A 17,732-nucleotide genomic window follows, 5' to 3' on the forward strand; every position below is an offset into this window, starting at 1 on the left:
ACGAGGGCTTCCGCCCGGCACGCCGAGAGCACGCACCAGACGCCGCGGGGCCCGCCCTCCGGGCGGACGACGGGACTTTGCGGACACGACCTAGGTCCACATGTAGCGATGAAATCGGCGCAGTTCAGAGGAGTCCCCCTCGTCTTCTCGTAGAAGTGCCGGGCTTCCTCAGGTTGGTCGCACGTCAGGACCATGCGGTGCGGGGCACACGCCAAGTGGGACGGGAGCTGCCATCCAGCGAAGCTGCGCGGCTGCCACAGGGAGAAGGCGGCACCTACCGGATCAATCAATGTCGCCGTGCGCCCCTGATCGCCCACGTCGAAGGGAGGTACGACAAGACGAGCGCCGTTCGCCGTCGCCACTTCGGCGCGGTGATCGACGTTGTCGACTGCCAAGTAGTAGGCGATGTGGGCGGGTGTTCCCGGTGGGTAGACCGGGTTCGCCAGGTCGCTCACGCTGCCGATCAGGTGGCCATCGACGGTTATCTTGGTGGCCTTTCGCCAGTCCTTCTCGTCCACCGCGAAGCGCCAGCCCAGCGTCTTCGAGAAGAAGGTGGTGGTGCCGGCTAAGTCACGGGTTTTGAGGTCCATCCAGCAGAACTCGTTCAGTGAACCCAGACGCGTCGTCATCCTGTGCTCCTTGTCGTCTCGATGCTGGGTATCGGGTGCTCAGACCACGCCGCAAGAGATTTTCGGCTGCGCTGCGTAGCAGGGCCGGCGGCAACCCGGTTCCCGCCACACCGATTCGAGCCTTCGCGGGCTTGTCCAGTCTTCGCCGGTCTGGATCAAGCTGCGGCCGTCAGGGGGCGTCCGCCCCAGCGAATGCCTTTCTCGCTGCGGATGCGGGCGCGTTCCTTGTGCTGAGCGGCAAGTACGTCGAGGTGGCGGGCGTTGGCGTTGCGCCAGCGCAGGTAGCGGTGCAAGGCCCAGGTCTGTGCAGGGTGGCTGCGGTGGTCGGAGTTGGCCAGGGTGAACTGCCTCAGCGGTCCGAAGTGCGCTTCGATGGGGTTGGCCCAGGAGGCGTAAGTCGGGGTGAAGCACAGCTCGACCTTGTTCTTCTTCGCCCAACGGCGGACGTCCGTGCCGGTGTGGGCGGAGAGGTTGTCCAGAATGATGTAGATCGGGGCTCCGTCGGGCCGGGCGGCGCGGATCGACTTCAGCGCGGTCAGGGTATTGGCGGTGCCCTTGCGGCGGCGATTGACGCCCCAGAGTGTGTCGTCGCCGACGGAGTAGCAGCCGTGGAAGTAGGTGACACCGTGAGTGCGGCGGTAGGTCGCCGGCAGGCGGTCGGGCTTGCCCTGCTTCGCCCAGCAGGAGCCCGCGGTGGGCCGGATCCCAAGGGGGCCGAACTCGTCGATGGCGAAAACCCGGTCCGGGAAGCGTTCCAGCACCTCCTCGATGCGGTCCAGCTTGGCCTCGCGTTCGGGGTCGGGGGACTCTTTCCAGGTCTTGGTGCGCTGGAAGGTGATGCCGCGGCGACGGAGCAGGCACCGTAAGGCTTCGCGGCCGATGCGGATGATGCGTCCGTGGATGCGGCGCAGGTAGGCGGCGAGTTTACGGATCGACCAGCGGGTGAAGGGCTGGCCGAGCTTGGTGGGGCGGGTGGTGGCCGTCTGGATGACGAAGTCCTCGTCGTCAGGGCTGAGCAGGCGGGGACGACCTCCCGCCCATCGAGGGTCCAGGCAGGCCAGGCCGATCTCATTGAACCAGTGGCACCGGCACTTCAAAGCAGCCACCGGCATGAGCCCGCTCAAGTACCAGAAACACCTGCGCCTGCAGGAGGCACGGCGGCGCCTGGTCGTCGGCGACGCCACCGCGGCCCAGGTCGCGCAGGCAGTCGGTTACGTGAGCGCCAGCCAGTTCAACCGCGAGTACCGCAGCACCTACGGCCTCCCGCCCGGCCAGGACGCGGCCCGCCTGCGCGCCCGACTCACCCACACCCCCGCTGCCACCACCCGGCAGGCATAGGCGGGGTCATCCTCCTCGGCCGGTCGACGCCGGGCACCCTGCAACTTTCGAGGTTTTCCGACCGTGTGCTGTCACCAGACGATGAGTGCCCGGCAAGGAGTTGCCGGACAACACACCGCACGGCACCAACGGGAGGAACCCATGTCCAAGATCCGTACCATGATCGCCGCTGGTGCGGCGACGGCCGCTCTCGCGGGTGGGCTGGCGCTGTCCACCGGATCGGCGGGCGCACAGCCGGTGGGCGTGCTCGCCAAGTGCAACACCGAGCATCACGCGGAGACCAGCGGAGCCGAAGCCGACTGGACCATCAACTGCTCGGGCGGCAAGGTCGACGTATTCGGCAACGTCACCGACAAGGCGGCCGACGGCGAGTGCGCCCGCGTCTACGCGGTCTACAACGACGGCTCCAAGCAGTACAGCGCGAAGGCCTGCCCCAAGGGGCAGACCAAGGAGTTCGACTTCACCGCGAAGTCGTACACCGATTCGAGCAACGCCGTGAGGGTGTACCTCCAGGAGCTCTGAGTCACATGGCGCGGCCCTCCGGTTCGGCCTGCCGGCCGGGCGGGAGGGCCGTTTCGCCGTGTGCGGCGGCCGCCAGGTTGCCGCAGACGGCCCCGGTGCCCTGGGGCTCCCCGCCGCCGCGGGGCGGGCGGCCCCCGTCCGCGCCGGACTCGGCCCTCGGCAGATCGAAGAGCTGCTGCCTCGTGGCTACTCTGATCTGGCCTGGTCCGCCTTGGATTCCATGGGTGAAAGACCCGCTTCCATTTGCAGGTCGGACAGATCCGCGTTCAGCGCAGCCATCAGCTCCTCCATCTGCTGCAGCAGCCCCTTCGGCTGACCGGCGCCGCCGGCCTGCTGCGGTGCGATTTCCTCGGACATGACGGCCTCCTCGGCCTCCGGCCCCGGACAGAGATGGGCCGAAACGGTGACGCCCCGGCGGTCGACGGCCGGAGCGGGAGCCGGCCGGTCCGGCTCCGCCGAGGCCAACGATCACCGTCGGGGGCGGTCACTGGCCCGGGCGAGGGGCGGCAACCGCATGGCGGGAATTCACTCGACCGGGGACACGGGAGGCCGGGGGACCGGTGCGGTCGGCCGGTGCGTCGGCGTGCAGGATGGAGGTATGGATCTTCGCATCTTCACCGAGCCCCAGCAGGGCGCCACCTACGACACCCTCCTCACCGTGGCGAAGGCCACCGAAGACCTTGGATTCGACGCGTTCTTCCGTTCGGACCACTACCTCAAGATGGGATCCGTCGACGGCCTTCCCGGCCCCACCGACGCCTGGATCACCCTCGCCGGCCTCGCACGCGAGACCAAGCGCATCCGCCTCGGCACCTTGATGACCGCCGGCACCTTCCGGCTGCCCGGCGTGCTCGCCATCCAGGTCGCGCAGGTCGACCAGATGTCCGGCGGCCGGGTCGAACTCGGCCTGGGAGCGGGCTGGTTCGAGGAGGAGCACAAGGCGTACGGCATCCCGTTCCCGAAGGAGAAGTTCGGGCGGCTGGAGGAGCAGCTCGCCATCGTCACCGGGCTGTGGGCCACCGAGGCCGGCCGGACTTTCGACTTCCACGGCACCTACTACGACCTCACCGACTCGCCGGCCCTGCCCAAGCCCGTCCAGGACAAGATCCCGGTCCTGATCGGCGGACACGGCGCCACCCGTACGCCCCGGCTCGCCGCCCGGTACGCCGACGAGTTCAACATGCCGTTCGCCTCGATCGAGGACAGCGAGCGGCAGTTCGGGCGCGTCCGGGCCGCCGCCGAGGAGGCCGGCCGCAAGGGTGACGAACTCGTCTACTCCAATGCCCTCGTCGTCTGCGTCGGCAAGGACGACCACGAGGTCGCCCGTCGCGCCGCCGCGATCGGGCGGGAGGTCGACGAGCTGAAGCTCAACGGGCTCGCCGGCTCCCCCGCGGAGGTCGTCGACAAGATCGGCCGGTACCAGGAGATCGGCTCGCGGCGGATCTACCTCCAGCTCCTCGACCTCGACGACCTGGACCACCTGGAGCTCATCTCCTCCCAGGTCCAGTCGCAGCTGTCGTAGACCACGAGCTGTCCAGTCGCCGTCCGGCGGATCGGCCGATGAGGACGATCCGCCGGAAGCGTCCTCACCTCTTGTGGCCGACCCCCACATACAGGGGTATCTCCTCGCCCCCGTGCCGCTCGCCGAGCTCGGGGTGCCATTCGGAGGCGAGCACCACGCCCGGGTCCACCAGGTCGAGCCCGGTGAAGAAGCCGGCGAACTCGGCGCGCGAGCGCACCTGCGCCGGGGTGCCGCCCTTGCGGTACACCTCGACGACGCGCTCCCAGGTCTCCGGGTCGAAGTCCCCCGTCGCATGGGACAACGTCAGGTGGCTTCCCGGCGGGAGGGGTTCGAGCAGCTCGCGCACGATCCGGCCGGGTTCGTCCTCGTCCACCACCAGGTGCAGCAGTGCCACCAGGGACAGTGCGACGGGCTGTGTGAAGTCGAGGGTCTCCCGCGCCGCCGCGAGGATCCTGCCCGGCTCCCGTACGTCGCCGTGGACGTAGGCCGTCCTTCCCTCGCGGGTGCTGTGCAGCAGGGCCTCGGCGTGCCTGAGGACGATCGGATCGTTGTCCGCGTACACCACCCGGGCGTCGGGGACGATCCCCTGCACGATCTGGTGGAGGTTCGGCTCGGTCGGAATCCCGGTTCCGATGTCGAGGAACTGGCGCACACCCCGCTCGGCCAGCAGCCGTGAGGCGCGCTGCATGAACCGGCGGTTGGTCCGCGCCATCTCCCGTACGGCGGGGAAGAGGGAGATCACCTGCTCGGCCGCCTCCGCGTCGACCGGGTAGTTGTCCTTCCCGCCGAGGAAGTAGTCGTACATGCGGGCCGAGTGGGGCTTGCTGGTGTCGATGGGGGTCGCGCGTAATCCGGCGTCTGTCATGTGAGGCCTCCGCTTCCGGTCATGCGTGGGCGATCGGTCGTGCGTCGTTCGAACGCCCGGACGGTTCCGGAGGCTAGCGAAAATTTACGGGTGCTGCCGTTGCCCGCTCTGTACGGTGTGCGTATCCGCAGTTCAGACCCCTACTCCAAGGCCTGCCCACCGTGTTCCTGACCATCACCACCACCGGCTCTCCAGAGCGCCCGGCCACCGACCTCGGCTACCTGCTGCACAAGCACCCCGAGAAATCCCAGGCGTTCTCCACCTCCTACGGCAAGGCCCACGTCCTCTACCCGGAGGCGGACGCCGAGCGCTGCACGGCGGCGCTGCTGCTGGAGGTCGACGCGGTGGCGCTGGTCCGGCGGGGCAAGGGCAAGGGCCGGGGCGGCGCACCCGACGCGGCGCTCGCACAGTACGTCAACGACCGCCCGTACGCGGCGTCCTCGCTGCTCGCGGTCGCGCTCAGCGGTGTGTTCTCCAGCGCGATGCGGGGCGTGTGCAACGCCCGCCCCGAGCGCGCCGCCCAGCCGCTGCCCCTGCGCATCGAGGTGCCGGCGCTGCCCGCACGAGGCGGCCCGGAGCTCGTACGACGCCTGTTCGAGCCGCTCGGCTGGGCGGTGACAGCCGAACCCGTGGCGCTGGATGTGCAGTTCCCCGAGTGGGGCGACTCGCGCTACGTGCGCCTCGTACTGGAGTCGGAGGCCCTGACCCTCGCCGAGGCCCTGCGCCACCTCTACGTCCTGCTCCCGGTCCTCGACGACGCCAAGCACTACTGGGTCTCGTCCGACGAGGTCGACAAGCTGCTGCGGGCAGGTGAGGGCTGGCTGCCGGACCACCCGGAGCAGAAGCTGATCACCAGCCGGTACCTGTCGCGCCGCTGGTCGCTGACCCGCGAGGCGATGGAGCGGCTGGAGCTGGTGCGGCTCGCGGAGGCCGACGACAGCGAGGTCGAGGCCATCGACAACGCCGTGGCCGACGAGAGCGAGGCCGAGGAGAAGCCGACGCCGCTCGCCGTGCAGCGACGGGACGCGATCATCGCCGCGCTCAAGGCGTCCGGTGCCGCCCGTGTGCTCGACCTCGGCTGCGGGCAGGGCCAGCTGGTGCAGGCCCTCCTCAAGGACCCGGCGTTCACCGAGATCGTCGGCGTGGACGTGTCCATGCGGGCGCTCACCATCGCCGGGCGGCGGCTGAAGCTGGACCGGATGGGCGAGCGGCAGGCCTCACGCGTGAAGCTCTTCCAGGGCTCCCTCGCCTACACCGACAACCGGCTCAAGGGCTACGACGCCGCCGTGCTCAGCGAGGTCATCGAGCACCTCGACCTGCCCCGGCTGCCCGCCCTGGAGTACGCGGTGTTCGGCTCGGCCCGCCCGAGGACCGTCCTCGTGACCACCCCGAACGTCGAGTACAACGTCCGCTGGGAGTCCCTCCCGGCCGGGCACGTCCGGCACGGCGACCACCGTTTCGAGTGGACGCGCGAGGAGTTCCGGGCGTGGGCGACGGCGGTCGCCGAACGGCACGGCTACGGCGTGGAGTTCGTGCCCGTGGGGCCGGACGACCCCGAGGTGGGACCGCCCACACAGATGGCCGTGTTCGACATGAAGACAGCCGACATGAACACAGCCGACATGAACACCGGCACCCGGAGCAACCCGAACGACGAGAAGAAGGAGGCGAAGGCCGCATGAGCGAGACCACCCAGGCAAGGAACGGGCGTGTCCTGCCCGTCACCGACCTCTCCCTCGTCGTCCTCGTCGGCGCCTCCGGCTCCGGCAAGTCCACCTTCGCCCGCCGGCACTTCAAGCCCACCGAGGTGATCTCCTCCGACTTCTGCCGCGGCCTGGTCTCCGACGACGAGAACGACCAGAGCGCGACCCGGGACGCCTTCGACGTCCTGCACTACATCGCGGGCAAGCGCCTGGCCGCCGGCCGCCGCACGGTCGTCGACGCCACCAGCGTGCAGCAGGACGCCCGGCGGCAGCTGATCGACCTCGCCAAGCGGTACGACGTGCTCCCGATAGCCATCGTGCTCGACGTACCGGAAGAGGTGTGCGCCGAGCGCAACGTGGCCCGCACCGACCGGGCGGACATGCCGCGCCGGGTCATCCAGCGGCACATCCGCGAACTCAGGCGGTCCGTACGGCACCTGGAGCGCGAGGGCTTCCGCAAGGTGCACGTCCTGCGCGGTGTGGAGGACGTCGAGAACGCCACCGTCGTCACCGAGAAGCGCTTCAACGACCTCACCCACCTCACCGGCCCCTTCGACATCGTCGGTGACATCCACGGCTGCGCCTCCGAACTGGAGTCGCTGCTGGGCAAGCTGGGCTACGTCGACGGAGCGCACCCGGACGGCCGTACCGCCGTCTTCGTCGGCGACCTCGTCGACCGCGGCCCGGACAGCCCGGGCGTGCTGCGCCGCGTGATGTCGATGGTGAAGTCGGGCAACGCGCTGTGCGTGCCGGGCAACCACGAGAACAAGTACGGGCGGTACCTCAAGGGCCGCAAGGTCCAGCACACACACGGACTCGCCGAGACCATCGAGCAGATGGAGACCGAGAGCGAGGAGTTCCGGGCCGAGGTAAGGGAGTTCATCGACGGGCTCGTCAGCCACTACGTCCTCGACGGCGGCCGCCTGGTGGTCTGTCACGCCGGTCTGCCGGAGAAGTACCACGGCCGTACGTCCGGACGGGTCCGTTCGCACGCGCTGTACGGCGACACCACCGGGGAGACGGACGAGTTCGGGCTGCCGGTGCGCTACCCGTGGGCCGAGGACTACCGGGGCCGCGCGGCCGTGGTGTACGGCCACACACCGGTGCCGGAGGCCACCTGGCTGAACAACACCATCTGCCTGGACACCGGCGCGGTCTTCGGCGGCAAGCTGACCGCACTGCGCTGGCCGGAGCGGGAACTGGTCGACGTACCGGCCGAGAAGGTCTGGTACGAGCCGACCAAGCCGCTGCGGACGGAGGCACCCGGCGGACACGACGGACGGCCGCTCGACCTGGCGGACGTGCACGGGCGCAGGGTCGTGGAGACCCGGCACCAGGGCCGCGTCTCGATCCGTGAGGAGAACGCGGCGGCGGCCCTGGAGGTCATGAGCCGCTTCGCGGTCGACCCGCGTCTGCTGCCGTACCTCCCGCCGACCATGGCGCCTACGGCGACCTCGCACATCGAGGGTTACCTGGAGCACCCTGCGGAGGCCTTCGCGCAGTACGCGCAGGACGGCGTCGAGCGGGTCGTGTGCGAGGAGAAGCACATGGGCTCGCGGGCGGTGGCCCTGGTGTGCCGGGACGCGGAGGCGGCGCGCAAGCGGTTCGGGGTCGACGGCCCGACGGGGTCGCTGTACACCCGCACCGGACGCCCGTTCTTCGACGACGAGTCGGTGACGGAGACGATCCTGGAGCGGGTCCGGGCCTCGGTGAGCGCTGCCGGCCTGTGGGAGGAACTGGAGACGGACTGGCTGCTGCTCGACGCCGAGCTGATGCCCTGGTCGCTGAAGGCCTCGGGCCTGCTGCGCTCGCAGTACGCGGCGGTCGGCGCCGCCTCCGGGGCCGCGTTCCCGGGTGCGCTGGCCGCGCTGGAGGGCGCTGCGGCGCGCGGCGTCGACGTGTCGGCCCTGCTGGCCCGCCAGCGAGAGCGGGCCTCGGACGCGGCCGCGTTCACGGAGGCGTACCGCCGCTACTGCTGGACGACGGACGGCCTGGACGGCGTACGCCTCGCTCCGTTCCAGATCCTGGCGGTCCAGGGCCGCAGCCTCGCCGCGCTCCCGCACGACGAGCAGCTCGCCCTTCTCGACCGGCTGGTGGAGCACGACGGCAGCGGGCTGCTCCAGACCACCCGGCGGCTGTACGTCGACACCGGGGACCCGGAGTCGGTACAGGCCGGCGTCGACTGGTGGCTGGAGATGACGGGTCGCGGCGGCGAGGGCATGGTCGTCAAGCCGCTCGGCGCGGTCGTACGACGGGGGTCCCCCCGCTCGAGCGAAGCCGAGAGTGGGGGAGGGGAGGGGCGCCTGGTGCAGCCCGGTATCAAGTGCCGGGGCCGTGAGTACCTGCGGATCATCTACGGTCCGGAGTACACGCGCCCGGACAACCTGGACCGGCTGCGCAAGCGGTTCCTCAACCACAAGCGGTCCCTCGCCATCCGCGAGTACGCGCTGGGTCTCGAGGCCCTGGACCGGCTGGCCGAGGGCGAGCCGCTGTGGCGGGTGCACGAGGCCGTGTTCGGAGTGCTGGCGCTGGAGTCGGAGCCGGCGGACCCGCGGCTGTGACGGTCAGCGGCGGTGACGGCCGGCGCTCCAGGCTCAGTTGACGAGGCGCAGACGGTCCCGGCACACACCCAACCGGACCGTCTGCCCCCAGGTCAGCTCGACCGCGTCCGTCTCCATCCCGTCACCGAAGGCGACCAGCCGCTCGGACTCGACCGTGATCCGGAGACGGGTCGCGGCGCCGAGTTCCCCGGCCACCAGCGACGTACCGGTGGCCGGGGACGGCCAGGCCTCGCGGACGTACCACAGCAGGCGGTCCTCCGTCGGGGCGGGCAGCCGCAGCCGCCGGCCCCGCTCCTGCCACACCGACCGGATCCAGCCGGTCGCCCCCGTGCCCGTACCGACGATCACCCCTGACGAAGCCTGGGCCTCGACGACACCCCCGTCGTCCTCCAGGCCCAGGCGGTATCGGGCCGTCTGATGACCGGCGGCGCCCAGGTAGATCTCGTTCAGTGCCACGAGGCGTTGCGTGTCGTCGGTGACGGCCTCGACCATGATGAGTTCGTCGCAGGGGACCCCTCCCGACTGCGTGGCGGCGAGCAACGGGCCGGCGTCCTCGGGACGGTGCCGTACCAGGACGCCCGGGTTGCGGCCGGGGTCGGTGTCGATGCCCAGCACCGGCTGTCCGGCGAGGTACTTGGCCACGTTCGCGACCAGCCCGTCCTGCCCGACCACGACCACCACGTCCTCCGGCGCGAACAGGAACCGGTCCAGGTCGGCCCGCTCCACCCAGGCCTGACGCCAGGTCAGCGGGATCGCCGCGGCAACCTCCGTCAGCGCCTGGCGCGTTCGGTGGTGGCGTTCCGCGATCTCCCCGATGTCGCGGCCCCGGGACGAGAGGAAGAAGGCGGCCTGGCCGTGCGTGCCGTGCCGGGCCACCAACTCCTCGTACTCCGTGGTGCGATGGACGAGGACGACCCGGGGCGCGAGGCTCACGACTGGTCCTGGATGCCGAGCCTGGCGAGCAGCCCCGTCAGGACGTCCGGCGACACCGTCACGCTGTCGATCCGCGGCAGGTTCTCCGCCAGCCGGGTCCCGGTCAGGGCGTGCAGCGTCGCCACGTCCACCTCCCCGTGCACCCGCAGCCAGGCCGCCTGGGCCTGCGCCCGCGCCTCACCGACCTCACGCGCGCCCTCGGCCTCCGCCCGGGCCAGCCGCACGGACCGGGTGGCCTCCGCCTCCGCGAGCCGCACCGTCCGCGCCGCCTCCGCCTGCGCGAGCCGTACGGTCCGTGCCGCCTCCGCCTCGGCCCTGACCGCGTCGGCCGCCGCGTGCTCCTCGGCCTCGCGGCGCGCGTTCGTGCCCCGCTGATCCACCAACTGCTCCTCGCGGCGGGCGAGTTCGATCTGGCTGGCCAGTTCGTTCTCGGCGATGGTCCGCTCCCGCTCGACGGCCACCGCCCGGCGTTCGTACGTCGCCCGGTCCGCCTCCTGCTGGATCTGCTCACGGGCCGGGGTGCGCAGCGCCCGCTCCACCTCGGGCTCCGGCCGCAGCGCCATGACGCGTACGGCGACGACCTCGATGCCGGTGGCCGGGAGGCGGGGCTCCCGGGCGAGGCCCGCCGCGATCCGCTCCCGCACCGCCGTGACCCCGTCGACCAGGGCCGCCGACAGGGGTGTGCGCGCCAGGACGTCCAGCGCATGCTGCTGGGCCGTCTCCGTCAGGAGCGTCCCCAGCTGCTCCAGCGGGGTGCCCCGCCACGCGCCCGTGTCCGGGTCGATCGAGAAGTCCAGGCGCGTCGCGGCCACCGCCGGGTCGCTGATCCGGTAGGTGACCGTCGCCTGTACGGACACGTCCTGGAAGTCGGACGTACGGGCATGGAAGGTCATCGCCAACTCGCGGTCGTCGACCGGGACTTCGGACAGCGCGGCGGTCAGTGCCCGGAACCAGAAGCTGAGCCCGGGGCCGTCGTGCAGCAGCTTTCCGCCGCGGTGGTGGCGGATGTGCGCCGTGGGCGCGCCGCGCAGATGGCGCCAGCCGAGGCGCCGGGTGATGTCGGCCATGTGATCCCCTCCGCGAGAGCGCGTCGCGCGTGTCGTACGCGAATCCCCTCCGCGTTTCTCGTCATTCAGACGATAATGGACGGACGCGGTTGTCGTCAAGAGGACGAAAACAAGAAGGGGGCAAGTAGGGGGTGAACGCGGCCCCCGATGGTCAGGATGGAGGCATGGCATTCCATGTCGACTCCGAGGCCGGGCGGCTGCGCCGCGTCATCCTGCACCGGCCTGATCTCGAGCTCAAAAGGCTCACCCCCAGCAACAAGGACGCGCTGCTCTTCGACGATGTCCTGTGGGTGCGCCGGGCGCGCGCCGAGCACGACGGGTTCGCCGACGTGCTGCGCGACCGTGGCGTCATCGTCCACCTCTTCGGCGACCTGCTCACCGAGGCCCTGGAGATGCCGGCGGCCAGGAAGCTCGTCCTCGACCGGGTCTTCGACGAGAAGGAGTACGGGGTGCTCGCCACCGACCACCTCCGTGCGGCCTTCGAGGGCCTGCCCTCTTCCGAACTGGTCGAGGCGCTCGTCGGGGGCATGACCAAGCGGGAGTTCCTGGAGGCGCACCCCGAGCCGACCTCCGTGCGCTTCCACGTCATGGAGCTCGACGACTTCCTGCTCGCGCCCCTGCCCAATCACCTCTTCACCCGCGACACCTCCGCCTGGATCTACGACGGCGTCTCCGTCAACGCCATGCGCTGGCCCGCCCGGCAACGCGAGACCGTGCACTTCGAGGCGATCTACCGGCACCATCCGCTGTTCCGGGACGAAACGTTCCCCTTCTGGTCGGAGGGGCAGGCGGACTACCCCTCCACCATCGAGGGCGGGGACGTCCTGGTGATCGGCAATGGCGCGGTCCTCATCGGGATGAGCGAGCGGACCACCCCGCAGGCCGTGGAGATGCTCGCCCACAAGCTGTTCGCCGCCGGTTCCGCCGAGACGATCGTGGCCCTCGACATGCCCAAGCGGCGCGCCCTCATGCACCTGGACACCGTGATGACGATGGTCGACGGCGACGTCTTCACTCAATACGCGGGGCTCGGCATGCTCCGCTCGTACACCATCGAGCCGGGCGCCGGCGACAAGGAGCTGAAGGTCACCGACCATCCGCCGGAGCACATGCACCGCGCGATCGCCGCCGCCCTGGGGCTGAGTGAGATCCGCGTGCTGACCGCGACCCAGGACGTCCATGCCGCCGAGCGCGAGCAGTGGGACGACGGCTGCAACGTGCTGGCCGTGGAGCCGGGCGTCGTCGTCGCCTACGAACGGAACTCCACCACCAACACGCATCTGCGCAAGCAGGGCGTCGAGGTGATCGAGATTCCGGGGAGCGAGCTGGGGCGGGGGAGGGGAGGCCCACGCTGTATGAGCTGTCCGGTCGAACGTGCGGCCGTATAGAAATGCCGAACATCGTATAGACTTCCAGAGTCCCTGTTCTCATACCTCTGGAGCGCCCTCATGGCGACTGTCCCGACCGCCCTCGCCGGCCGCCACTTCCTCAAGGAGCTCGACTTCACCGAGCAGGAGTTCCGTGGGCTGATCGAGCTGGCCGCCGAGCTGAAGGCCGCCAAGAAGGCCGGGGTCGAGACGCAGTACCTGCGGGGCAGGAACATCGCGCTGATCTTCGAGAAGACCTCGACGCGCACCCGCTGCGCATTCGAGGTCGCGGCCGCCGATCAGGGCGCCTCGACGACCTACCTGGATCCCTCGGGCTCGCAGATCGGCCACAAGGAGTCCGTGAAGGACACCGCGCGCGTGCTCGGGCGGATGTACGACGGGATCGAGTACCGCGGGGACAGTCAGCAGAAGGTGGAGGAGCTGGCGGCGTACGCGGGCGTGCCCGTGTACAACGGCCTGACCGACGACTGGCACCCCACGCAGATGCTGGCCGACGTGCTGACGATGACGGAGCACAGCGGCAAGCCGCTCCAGGAGATCGCCTTCGCCTACCTGGGCGACGCCCGCTTCAACATGGGCAACTCCTACCTGGTCACCGGCGCGCTGCTCGGCATGGACGTGCGGATCGTCGCCCCGAAGACCTACTGGCCCGCCCAGGAGATCGTCGAACGGGCCCGTGAGCTCGCCGAGACCAGCGGGGCGCGCATCACCCTCACCGAGGTGGTCGAGGAGGGTGTCGTGGGCGCGGACTTCGTCGCCACCGACGTGTGGGTCTCCATGGGTGAGCCCAAGGAGGTCTGGGACGAGCGGATCGCCGCGCTGGGTCCTTACGCGGTGACCATGGACGTCCTGCGCGCTACCGGCAACCCGGACGTGAAGTTCCTGCACTGCCTGCCGGCCTTCCACGATCTCGGCACGAAGGTGGGTCGCGAGATTTTCGAGAGCCACGGGCTGGAGTCGCTGGAGGTGACCGACGAGGTGTTCGAGTCGGCGCATTCGGTGGTGTTCGACGAGGCGGAGAACCGTATGCACACCATCAAGGCGGTTTTGGTGGCCACGCTGGCTTGAGAGTGCGGAGCGCCGTAGGGGTACAGGTCGTCCGCCGACCGTCGGTGGTGTGTGGCTTGTCGCGCGGTTCCTCGCGCCCCTAGGTCGGCCTTCGCTGGGCCGGGATGACCGGCAGTCGGAACCACACTGCCTTGCCGGAGTCGGTGGGCCGGTGGCCGCAGGACGAGCTGAGGGCGCGGATCAGGAGCAGTCCCCGCCCGTGCTCCTGCCAGGGGTCGGGCTCGCCCGCGGCCGGTCGGGTCAGGTTGCCCGGCGGTGCCGGGTCCGGGTCGTGTACCTCGACCTGGCAGCCGGACGGCAGCAGCTCCACCACCAGCTCTATGGGGCCGTCGCCCGCGGTGTGTTCGACGGCGTTCGCGACCAGCTCCGCCGTGAGCAGTTCCGCGGTGTCGCTGTCGGCGGCATGCTCCAGCTCGGCCAGCGCCGTACGGACCAGGGCGCGGGCGACGGGCACGGCCGCGGCGGTGTGCGGCAGCGCTATGCGCCAGGAGGCGGAGGCTGGCGGGCGATCTTGCAAGGCGGGTCCGTTCATGAGCAGGCTGTCCTGCTTTCAACCTTATGAATGGTACGGCGCCACCCGGCAGAGGCATCCGACGGGCACCGTTCGGGACCTTCGGCCCCGACTGCTGGGCGGCTTACCCAGGTGAACGGTCGGCCTCGCGCTGTCGATCCCGCCGTTACGGGGGCGTCGACGATCCGTGACGGATGTGACGGGGTCAGGTCACAGTCGAGCTCCCACCTGGGATCGCACCCGAACGGGTTATCGCGTGGTCGTGACGACAGTCAAAGTTGGGTGATAGCTTCGAGAGGTAGAGCTCGAAGGGTAGAGCTCAGTGAGCCAGTGCCCGCCGTCCGCCCGAGGAGGCCGCACGTCATGAGTCCCTTCACCGGCTCCGCCGTCCGCACCTTCGACTGGGAGCACCTGCGGGTCGAGCACGCCGACGGGGTCGCCACCGTCACCCTCGCGCGCCCCGAGAAACTCAACGCGCTCACCTTCGGCGCCTACGCCGACCTGCGCGACCTGCTCGCCGAGCTGTCCCGGGAGAAGACGGTACGGGCCCTGGTGCTGGCCGGCGAGGGGCGCGGTTTCTGCTCCGGCGGCGACGTCGACGAGATCATCGGCGCGACCCTGTCCATGGACACCGCCCAGCTGCTCGACTTCAACCGGATGACCGGCCAGGTCGTGCGGGCCGTACGGGAGTGCCCCTTCCCGGTGATCGCGGCGGTGCACGGAGTGGCGGCCGGAGCCGGCGCGGTACTGGCACTCGCGGCCGACTTCCGCATCGCCGACCCCTCCGCCCGCTTCGCCTTCCTCTTCACCCGAGTGGGCCTGTCGGGTGGCGACATGGGCGCGGCGTATCTGCTGCCGAGGGTGGTGGGCCTCGGTCACGCCACCCGGCTGCTGATGCTGGGCGAACCGGTCCGCGCTCCGGAGGCCGAGCGGATCGGTCTGATCAGCGAGCTCGTGGACGAGGGCCGGGCGGACGAGGCCGCACAGGCGCTGGCGCGTCGCCTGGCCGACGGCCCGGCACTGGCATACGCCCAGACGAAGGCGCTGCTGACGGCGGAGCTGGACATGCCGCTGGCGGCAGCGGTGGAGATGGACGCCGCCACGCAGGCCCTCCTGATGAACGGTGAGGACTACGCAGAGTTCCACGCGGCCTTCACGGAGAAGCGCCCACCGAAATGGCAGGGGAGGTAGGGATGTTGCCGGCTGACGGGGCTGTGCCAACCAAAGGGGCGCGGGGCGGTGTTGAATCTGCGACTACCGCCGCGTGGGCGCGACCAGCCACAACGCACCCGCAGCCGCCCAACGACACTGACCACCCCCTACGAGTCGCCATCATCGGCGGCGGCCCCGGCGGCCTCTACGCGGCGGCGTTGCTGAAACGCCTCGACCCATCCCGCGACGTCACCGTCTGGGAACGCAACGCCCCCAACGACACCTTCGGCTTCGGAGTGGTCCTCTCCGACGAAACCCTCGGCGGCATCGAACACGCCGACCCAGTCGTCTACGAGGCCCTCCAGCAACACTTCACCCGCTGGGACGACATCGACATCGTCCACCGCAGCACCCGCCAAACCTCCGGAGGACACGGCTTCGCGGCCCTCGGCAGAAAACGCCTCCTGCAGATCCTGCACGACCGCTGCCGCACCCTCGGCGTAGAACTCCGCTTCCGCGCCGAGGCCCCGCCCCCCGACCGGCTGGCGGAAACGCACGACCTGGTCATCGCCGCGGACGGTGTGCACAGCACCACCCGCGAGGCCTACGCCCATGTGTTCCGCCCCCATGTGGCCGAACACCACTGCCGCTACATCTGGCTCGCAGCGGACTTCGCCTTCGAAGCCTTCCGCTTCGAGATCGCCGAGACCGAGCACGGCGTGATGCAACTGCACGGCTACCCGTACGCGCCCGACGCCTCCACCGTCATCATCGAGATGCGCGAGGAGGTGTGGAACACGGCCGGGTTCGACGAAGTCACCCCGCAGGAGTCCGTCGACCGCTGCGCCAAGATCTTCACGGAAGCGCTCCGCGGACGGCCCCTCATGTCCAACAAGTCGGCCTGGACCACCTTCCGCACCGTCGTCAACGAACGCTGGTCGCACGGCAACATCGTGCTGCTCGGCGACGCCGCCCACACCGCCCACTTCTCCATCGGCTCCGGCACCAAGCTCGCCGTCGAGGACGCCCTCGCGCTCGCCGCCTGCCTGAAGGAACAGCCCTCGCTGGAGCGGGCGTTGACGGCGTACGAGGACGAGCGCAAGCCCGTCGTCGCCTCCACCCAGCGCGCCGCCCGGGCGAGCCTGGAGTGGTTCGAGAACCTCGGCCTCTACCTCGACCAGCCGCCCCGCCAGTTCGCCTTCAACCTGCTCACCCGCAGTCGCCGCGTCACCCACGACAACCTGCGCCTGCGCGACACCCGCTTCACCGAGGCCGTGGAGCGCGACTTCGGCTGCCCGCCGGGCACACCCCCGATGTTCACCCCGTTCCGGCTGCGCGGCCTGACCCTGCGCAACCGGGTCGTCGTGTCCCCGATGGACATGTACTCCGCCACCGACGGCGTCCCCGGCGACTTCCACCTCGTCCACCTCGGCGCCCGCGCCCTCGGCGGAGCCGGCCTGGTCATGACCGAGATGGTGTGCGTCAGCCCCGAGGGACGCATCACCCCCGGCTGCGCCGGCCTCTACACCGGCAGGCAGGCCGACGCCTGGAAGCGGATCGTCCAGTTCGTGCGCGCCCAGGCACCCGGAACCGCGATCGGTGTGCAACTCGGCCACAGCGGGCGCAAGGGCTCGACCAAGCTGATGTGGGAGGGCATGGACGAGCCCCTGGACGACGGCAACTGGCCGCTGGTCGCCCCGTCCCCGATCCCCTACAAGCCGTACAGCCAGACCCCGCGCGAACTCGGCCGCGCCCAACTCACCGACATCCGCGAGCAGTTCACCGCGGCCGCCTGGCGCGCCGCCCGGGCCGGCTTCGACCTCCTCGAACTGCACTGCGCGCACGGCTATCTGCTCTCCGGCTTCCTCTCCCCGCTCACCAACCGGCGCACCGACGCCTACGGCGGCACCCTGGAGAAACGACTCCGCTTCCCGCTGGAGGTCTTCGACGCCGTACGCGGCGTATGGCCCGAGGAACGGCCCATGACCGTCCGTATCTCCGCCACGGACTGGGCCGAGGGCGGCACGTCGGCCGAGGACGCCGTCGAGATCGCCCGCGCCTTCGCCGCGCACGGCGCCGACGCGATCGACGTGTCGACCGGGCAGGTGGTGGCCGACGAGCGGCCGGAGTTCGGGCGGTCGTACCAGACGCCGTACGCGGACCGGATCCGGCACACCACCGGCCTGCCGGTGATCGCGGTCGGCGCGATCTCCTCCTGGGACGACGTCAACTCCCTCATCCTGGCCGGCCGTACGGACCTGTGCGCCCTCGCCCGCCCGCACCTCTACGACCCGCACTGGACGCTGCACGCGGCGGCCGAGCAGGGCTACGACGGTCCGGGCGTCGTCTGGCCGGCCCCGTACCGGGCGGGCAGCCGACGGCCGCAGACCGGCCGCACGGACGCCCCCAAGCCCCGCCTGACGCTCGGGACTTGAGGACGTACACCCACGTCGGCGTACGACAGCTCGACCAT

General features: G+C 70.4%; 15 protein-coding genes and 1 pseudogene. 9 read left to right on the top strand and 7 right to left on the bottom strand.

The genetic code is table 11. The annotated features are described in order from the left end of the window. Nucleotides 1–629 (bottom strand): VOC family protein (locus ACIBAG_RS32015; RefSeq protein ID WP_399109863.1); only part of this gene is annotated, 629 nt, incomplete at its 3' end. A 155-nt stretch (nt 630–784) separates the two neighbouring features. After that, the gene (locus ACIBAG_RS32020) at nt 785–1,735 is read right to left on the bottom strand and encodes an IS630 family transposase (protein WP_399109865.1); all 951 of its coding nucleotides are present in this window, start codon (nt 1,733–1,735) and stop codon (nt 785–787) included. Here ACIBAG_RS32020 and ACIBAG_RS32025 point away from each other — a divergent pair. Both ACIBAG_RS32025 and ACIBAG_RS32030 read left to right on the top strand, forming a co-directional pair. Next, a pseudogene (locus tag ACIBAG_RS32025) lies at nt 1,713–1,967 on the top strand (helix-turn-helix domain-containing protein); the annotation flags it as partial. The gene ACIBAG_RS32020 and the pseudogene ACIBAG_RS32025 overlap by 23 nt on opposite strands. Before the next feature lie 141 nt (nt 1,968–2,108). Further along, complete coding sequence (locus ACIBAG_RS32030; protein WP_399109867.1) at nt 2,109–2,489, top strand: hypothetical protein; 381 nt, start codon at nt 2,109–2,111, stop codon at nt 2,487–2,489. Nucleotides 2,490–2,675: 186 nt separating this feature from the next. Here the strand turns inward: ACIBAG_RS32030 and ACIBAG_RS32035 are convergent, their stop codons facing one another. Next, entirely contained in the window at nt 2,676–2,846 is a 171-nt protein-coding gene (locus ACIBAG_RS32035) for a hypothetical protein (protein ID WP_399109868.1), read from the bottom strand. Between the two features lie 241 nt (nt 2,847–3,087). On the opposite strand from ACIBAG_RS32035, the gene ACIBAG_RS32040 reads away from it, so the two are divergent. Next, entirely contained in the window at nt 3,088–4,011 is a 924-nt protein-coding gene (locus tag ACIBAG_RS32040; RefSeq protein WP_399109869.1) for an LLM class F420-dependent oxidoreductase, read from the top strand. A gap of 64 nt (nt 4,012–4,075) precedes the next feature. On the opposite strand, the gene ACIBAG_RS32045 is transcribed toward ACIBAG_RS32040, so the two are convergent. Next, nucleotides 4,076–4,876, bottom strand: a complete 801-nt coding sequence (locus ACIBAG_RS32045) for an SAM-dependent methyltransferase (protein WP_399109870.1) — start codon at nt 4,874–4,876, stop codon at nt 4,076–4,078. Nucleotides 4,877–5,037: 161 nt separating this feature from the next. Here ACIBAG_RS32045 and ACIBAG_RS32050 point away from each other — a divergent pair, with 161 nt between their 5' ends. Together ACIBAG_RS32050 and ACIBAG_RS32055 are read left to right on the top strand one after the other, a co-directional pair. After that, complete coding sequence (locus ACIBAG_RS32050) at nt 5,038–6,558, top strand: 3' terminal RNA ribose 2'-O-methyltransferase Hen1 (protein ID WP_399109871.1); 1,521 nt, start codon at nt 5,038–5,040, stop codon at nt 6,556–6,558. Beyond that, a complete protein-coding gene (locus tag ACIBAG_RS32055; RefSeq protein ID WP_399109873.1) occupies nt 6,555–9,140 on the top strand; it encodes a polynucleotide kinase-phosphatase in 2,586 nt (861 codons plus the stop codon). Before ACIBAG_RS32050 ends, ACIBAG_RS32055 begins: the two co-directional genes overlap by 4 nt. A gap of 33 nt (nt 9,141–9,173) precedes the next feature. Here the strand turns inward: ACIBAG_RS32055 and ACIBAG_RS32060 are convergent, their stop codons facing one another. Both ACIBAG_RS32060 and ACIBAG_RS32065 read right to left on the bottom strand, forming a co-directional pair. After that, the gene (locus ACIBAG_RS32060) at nt 9,174–10,073 is read right to left on the bottom strand and encodes a hypothetical protein (protein ID WP_399109874.1); all 900 of its coding nucleotides are present in this window, start codon (nt 10,071–10,073) and stop codon (nt 9,174–9,176) included. Next, nucleotides 10,070–11,140: an SPFH domain-containing protein gene (locus ACIBAG_RS32065; RefSeq protein WP_399109876.1), complete on the bottom strand. Its 1,071-nt coding sequence runs from the start codon at nt 11,138–11,140 to the stop codon at nt 10,070–10,072. Before ACIBAG_RS32065 ends, ACIBAG_RS32060 begins: the two co-directional genes overlap by 4 nt. Before the next feature lie 164 nt (nt 11,141–11,304). On the opposite strand from ACIBAG_RS32065, the gene ACIBAG_RS32070 reads away from it, so the two are divergent. Then, complete coding sequence (locus ACIBAG_RS32070) at nt 11,305–12,528, top strand: arginine deiminase (protein ID WP_399109878.1); 1,224 nt, start codon at nt 11,305–11,307, stop codon at nt 12,526–12,528. Nucleotides 12,529–12,588: 60 nt separating this feature from the next. Next, nucleotides 12,589–13,596: an ornithine carbamoyltransferase gene (argF, locus tag ACIBAG_RS32075; RefSeq protein ID WP_399109880.1), complete on the top strand. Its 1,008-nt coding sequence runs from the start codon at nt 12,589–12,591 to the stop codon at nt 13,594–13,596. Nucleotides 13,597–13,675: 79 nt separating this feature from the next. Here argF and ACIBAG_RS32080 read toward each other — a convergent pair whose 3' ends face one another. After that, nucleotides 13,676–14,128 (bottom strand): ATP-binding protein, encoded by a 453-nt coding sequence (locus tag ACIBAG_RS32080; protein ID WP_399109882.1) that lies wholly within the window; start codon nt 14,126–14,128, stop codon nt 13,676–13,678. 342 nt (nt 14,129–14,470) lie between these two features. On the opposite strand from ACIBAG_RS32080, the gene ACIBAG_RS32085 reads away from it, so the two are divergent. Both ACIBAG_RS32085 and ACIBAG_RS32090 read left to right on the top strand, forming a co-directional pair. Then, the gene (locus tag ACIBAG_RS32085; RefSeq protein WP_399109884.1) at nt 14,471–15,298 is read left to right on the top strand and encodes an enoyl-CoA hydratase family protein; all 828 of its coding nucleotides are present in this window, start codon (nt 14,471–14,473) and stop codon (nt 15,296–15,298) included. A gap of 2 nt (nt 15,299–15,300) precedes the next feature. Then, nucleotides 15,301–17,694, top strand: coding sequence for a bifunctional salicylyl-CoA 5-hydroxylase/oxidoreductase (locus ACIBAG_RS32090; RefSeq protein WP_399109886.1), 2,394 nt, complete (start codon nt 15,301–15,303; stop codon nt 17,692–17,694). Nucleotides 17,695–17,732 lie beyond the last annotated feature (38 nt).

The organism is Streptomyces sp. NPDC051243 (assembly GCF_044455405.1).
In the GTDB taxonomy this organism is placed as follows: domain Bacteria; phylum Actinomycetota; class Actinomycetes; order Streptomycetales; family Streptomycetaceae; genus Streptomyces.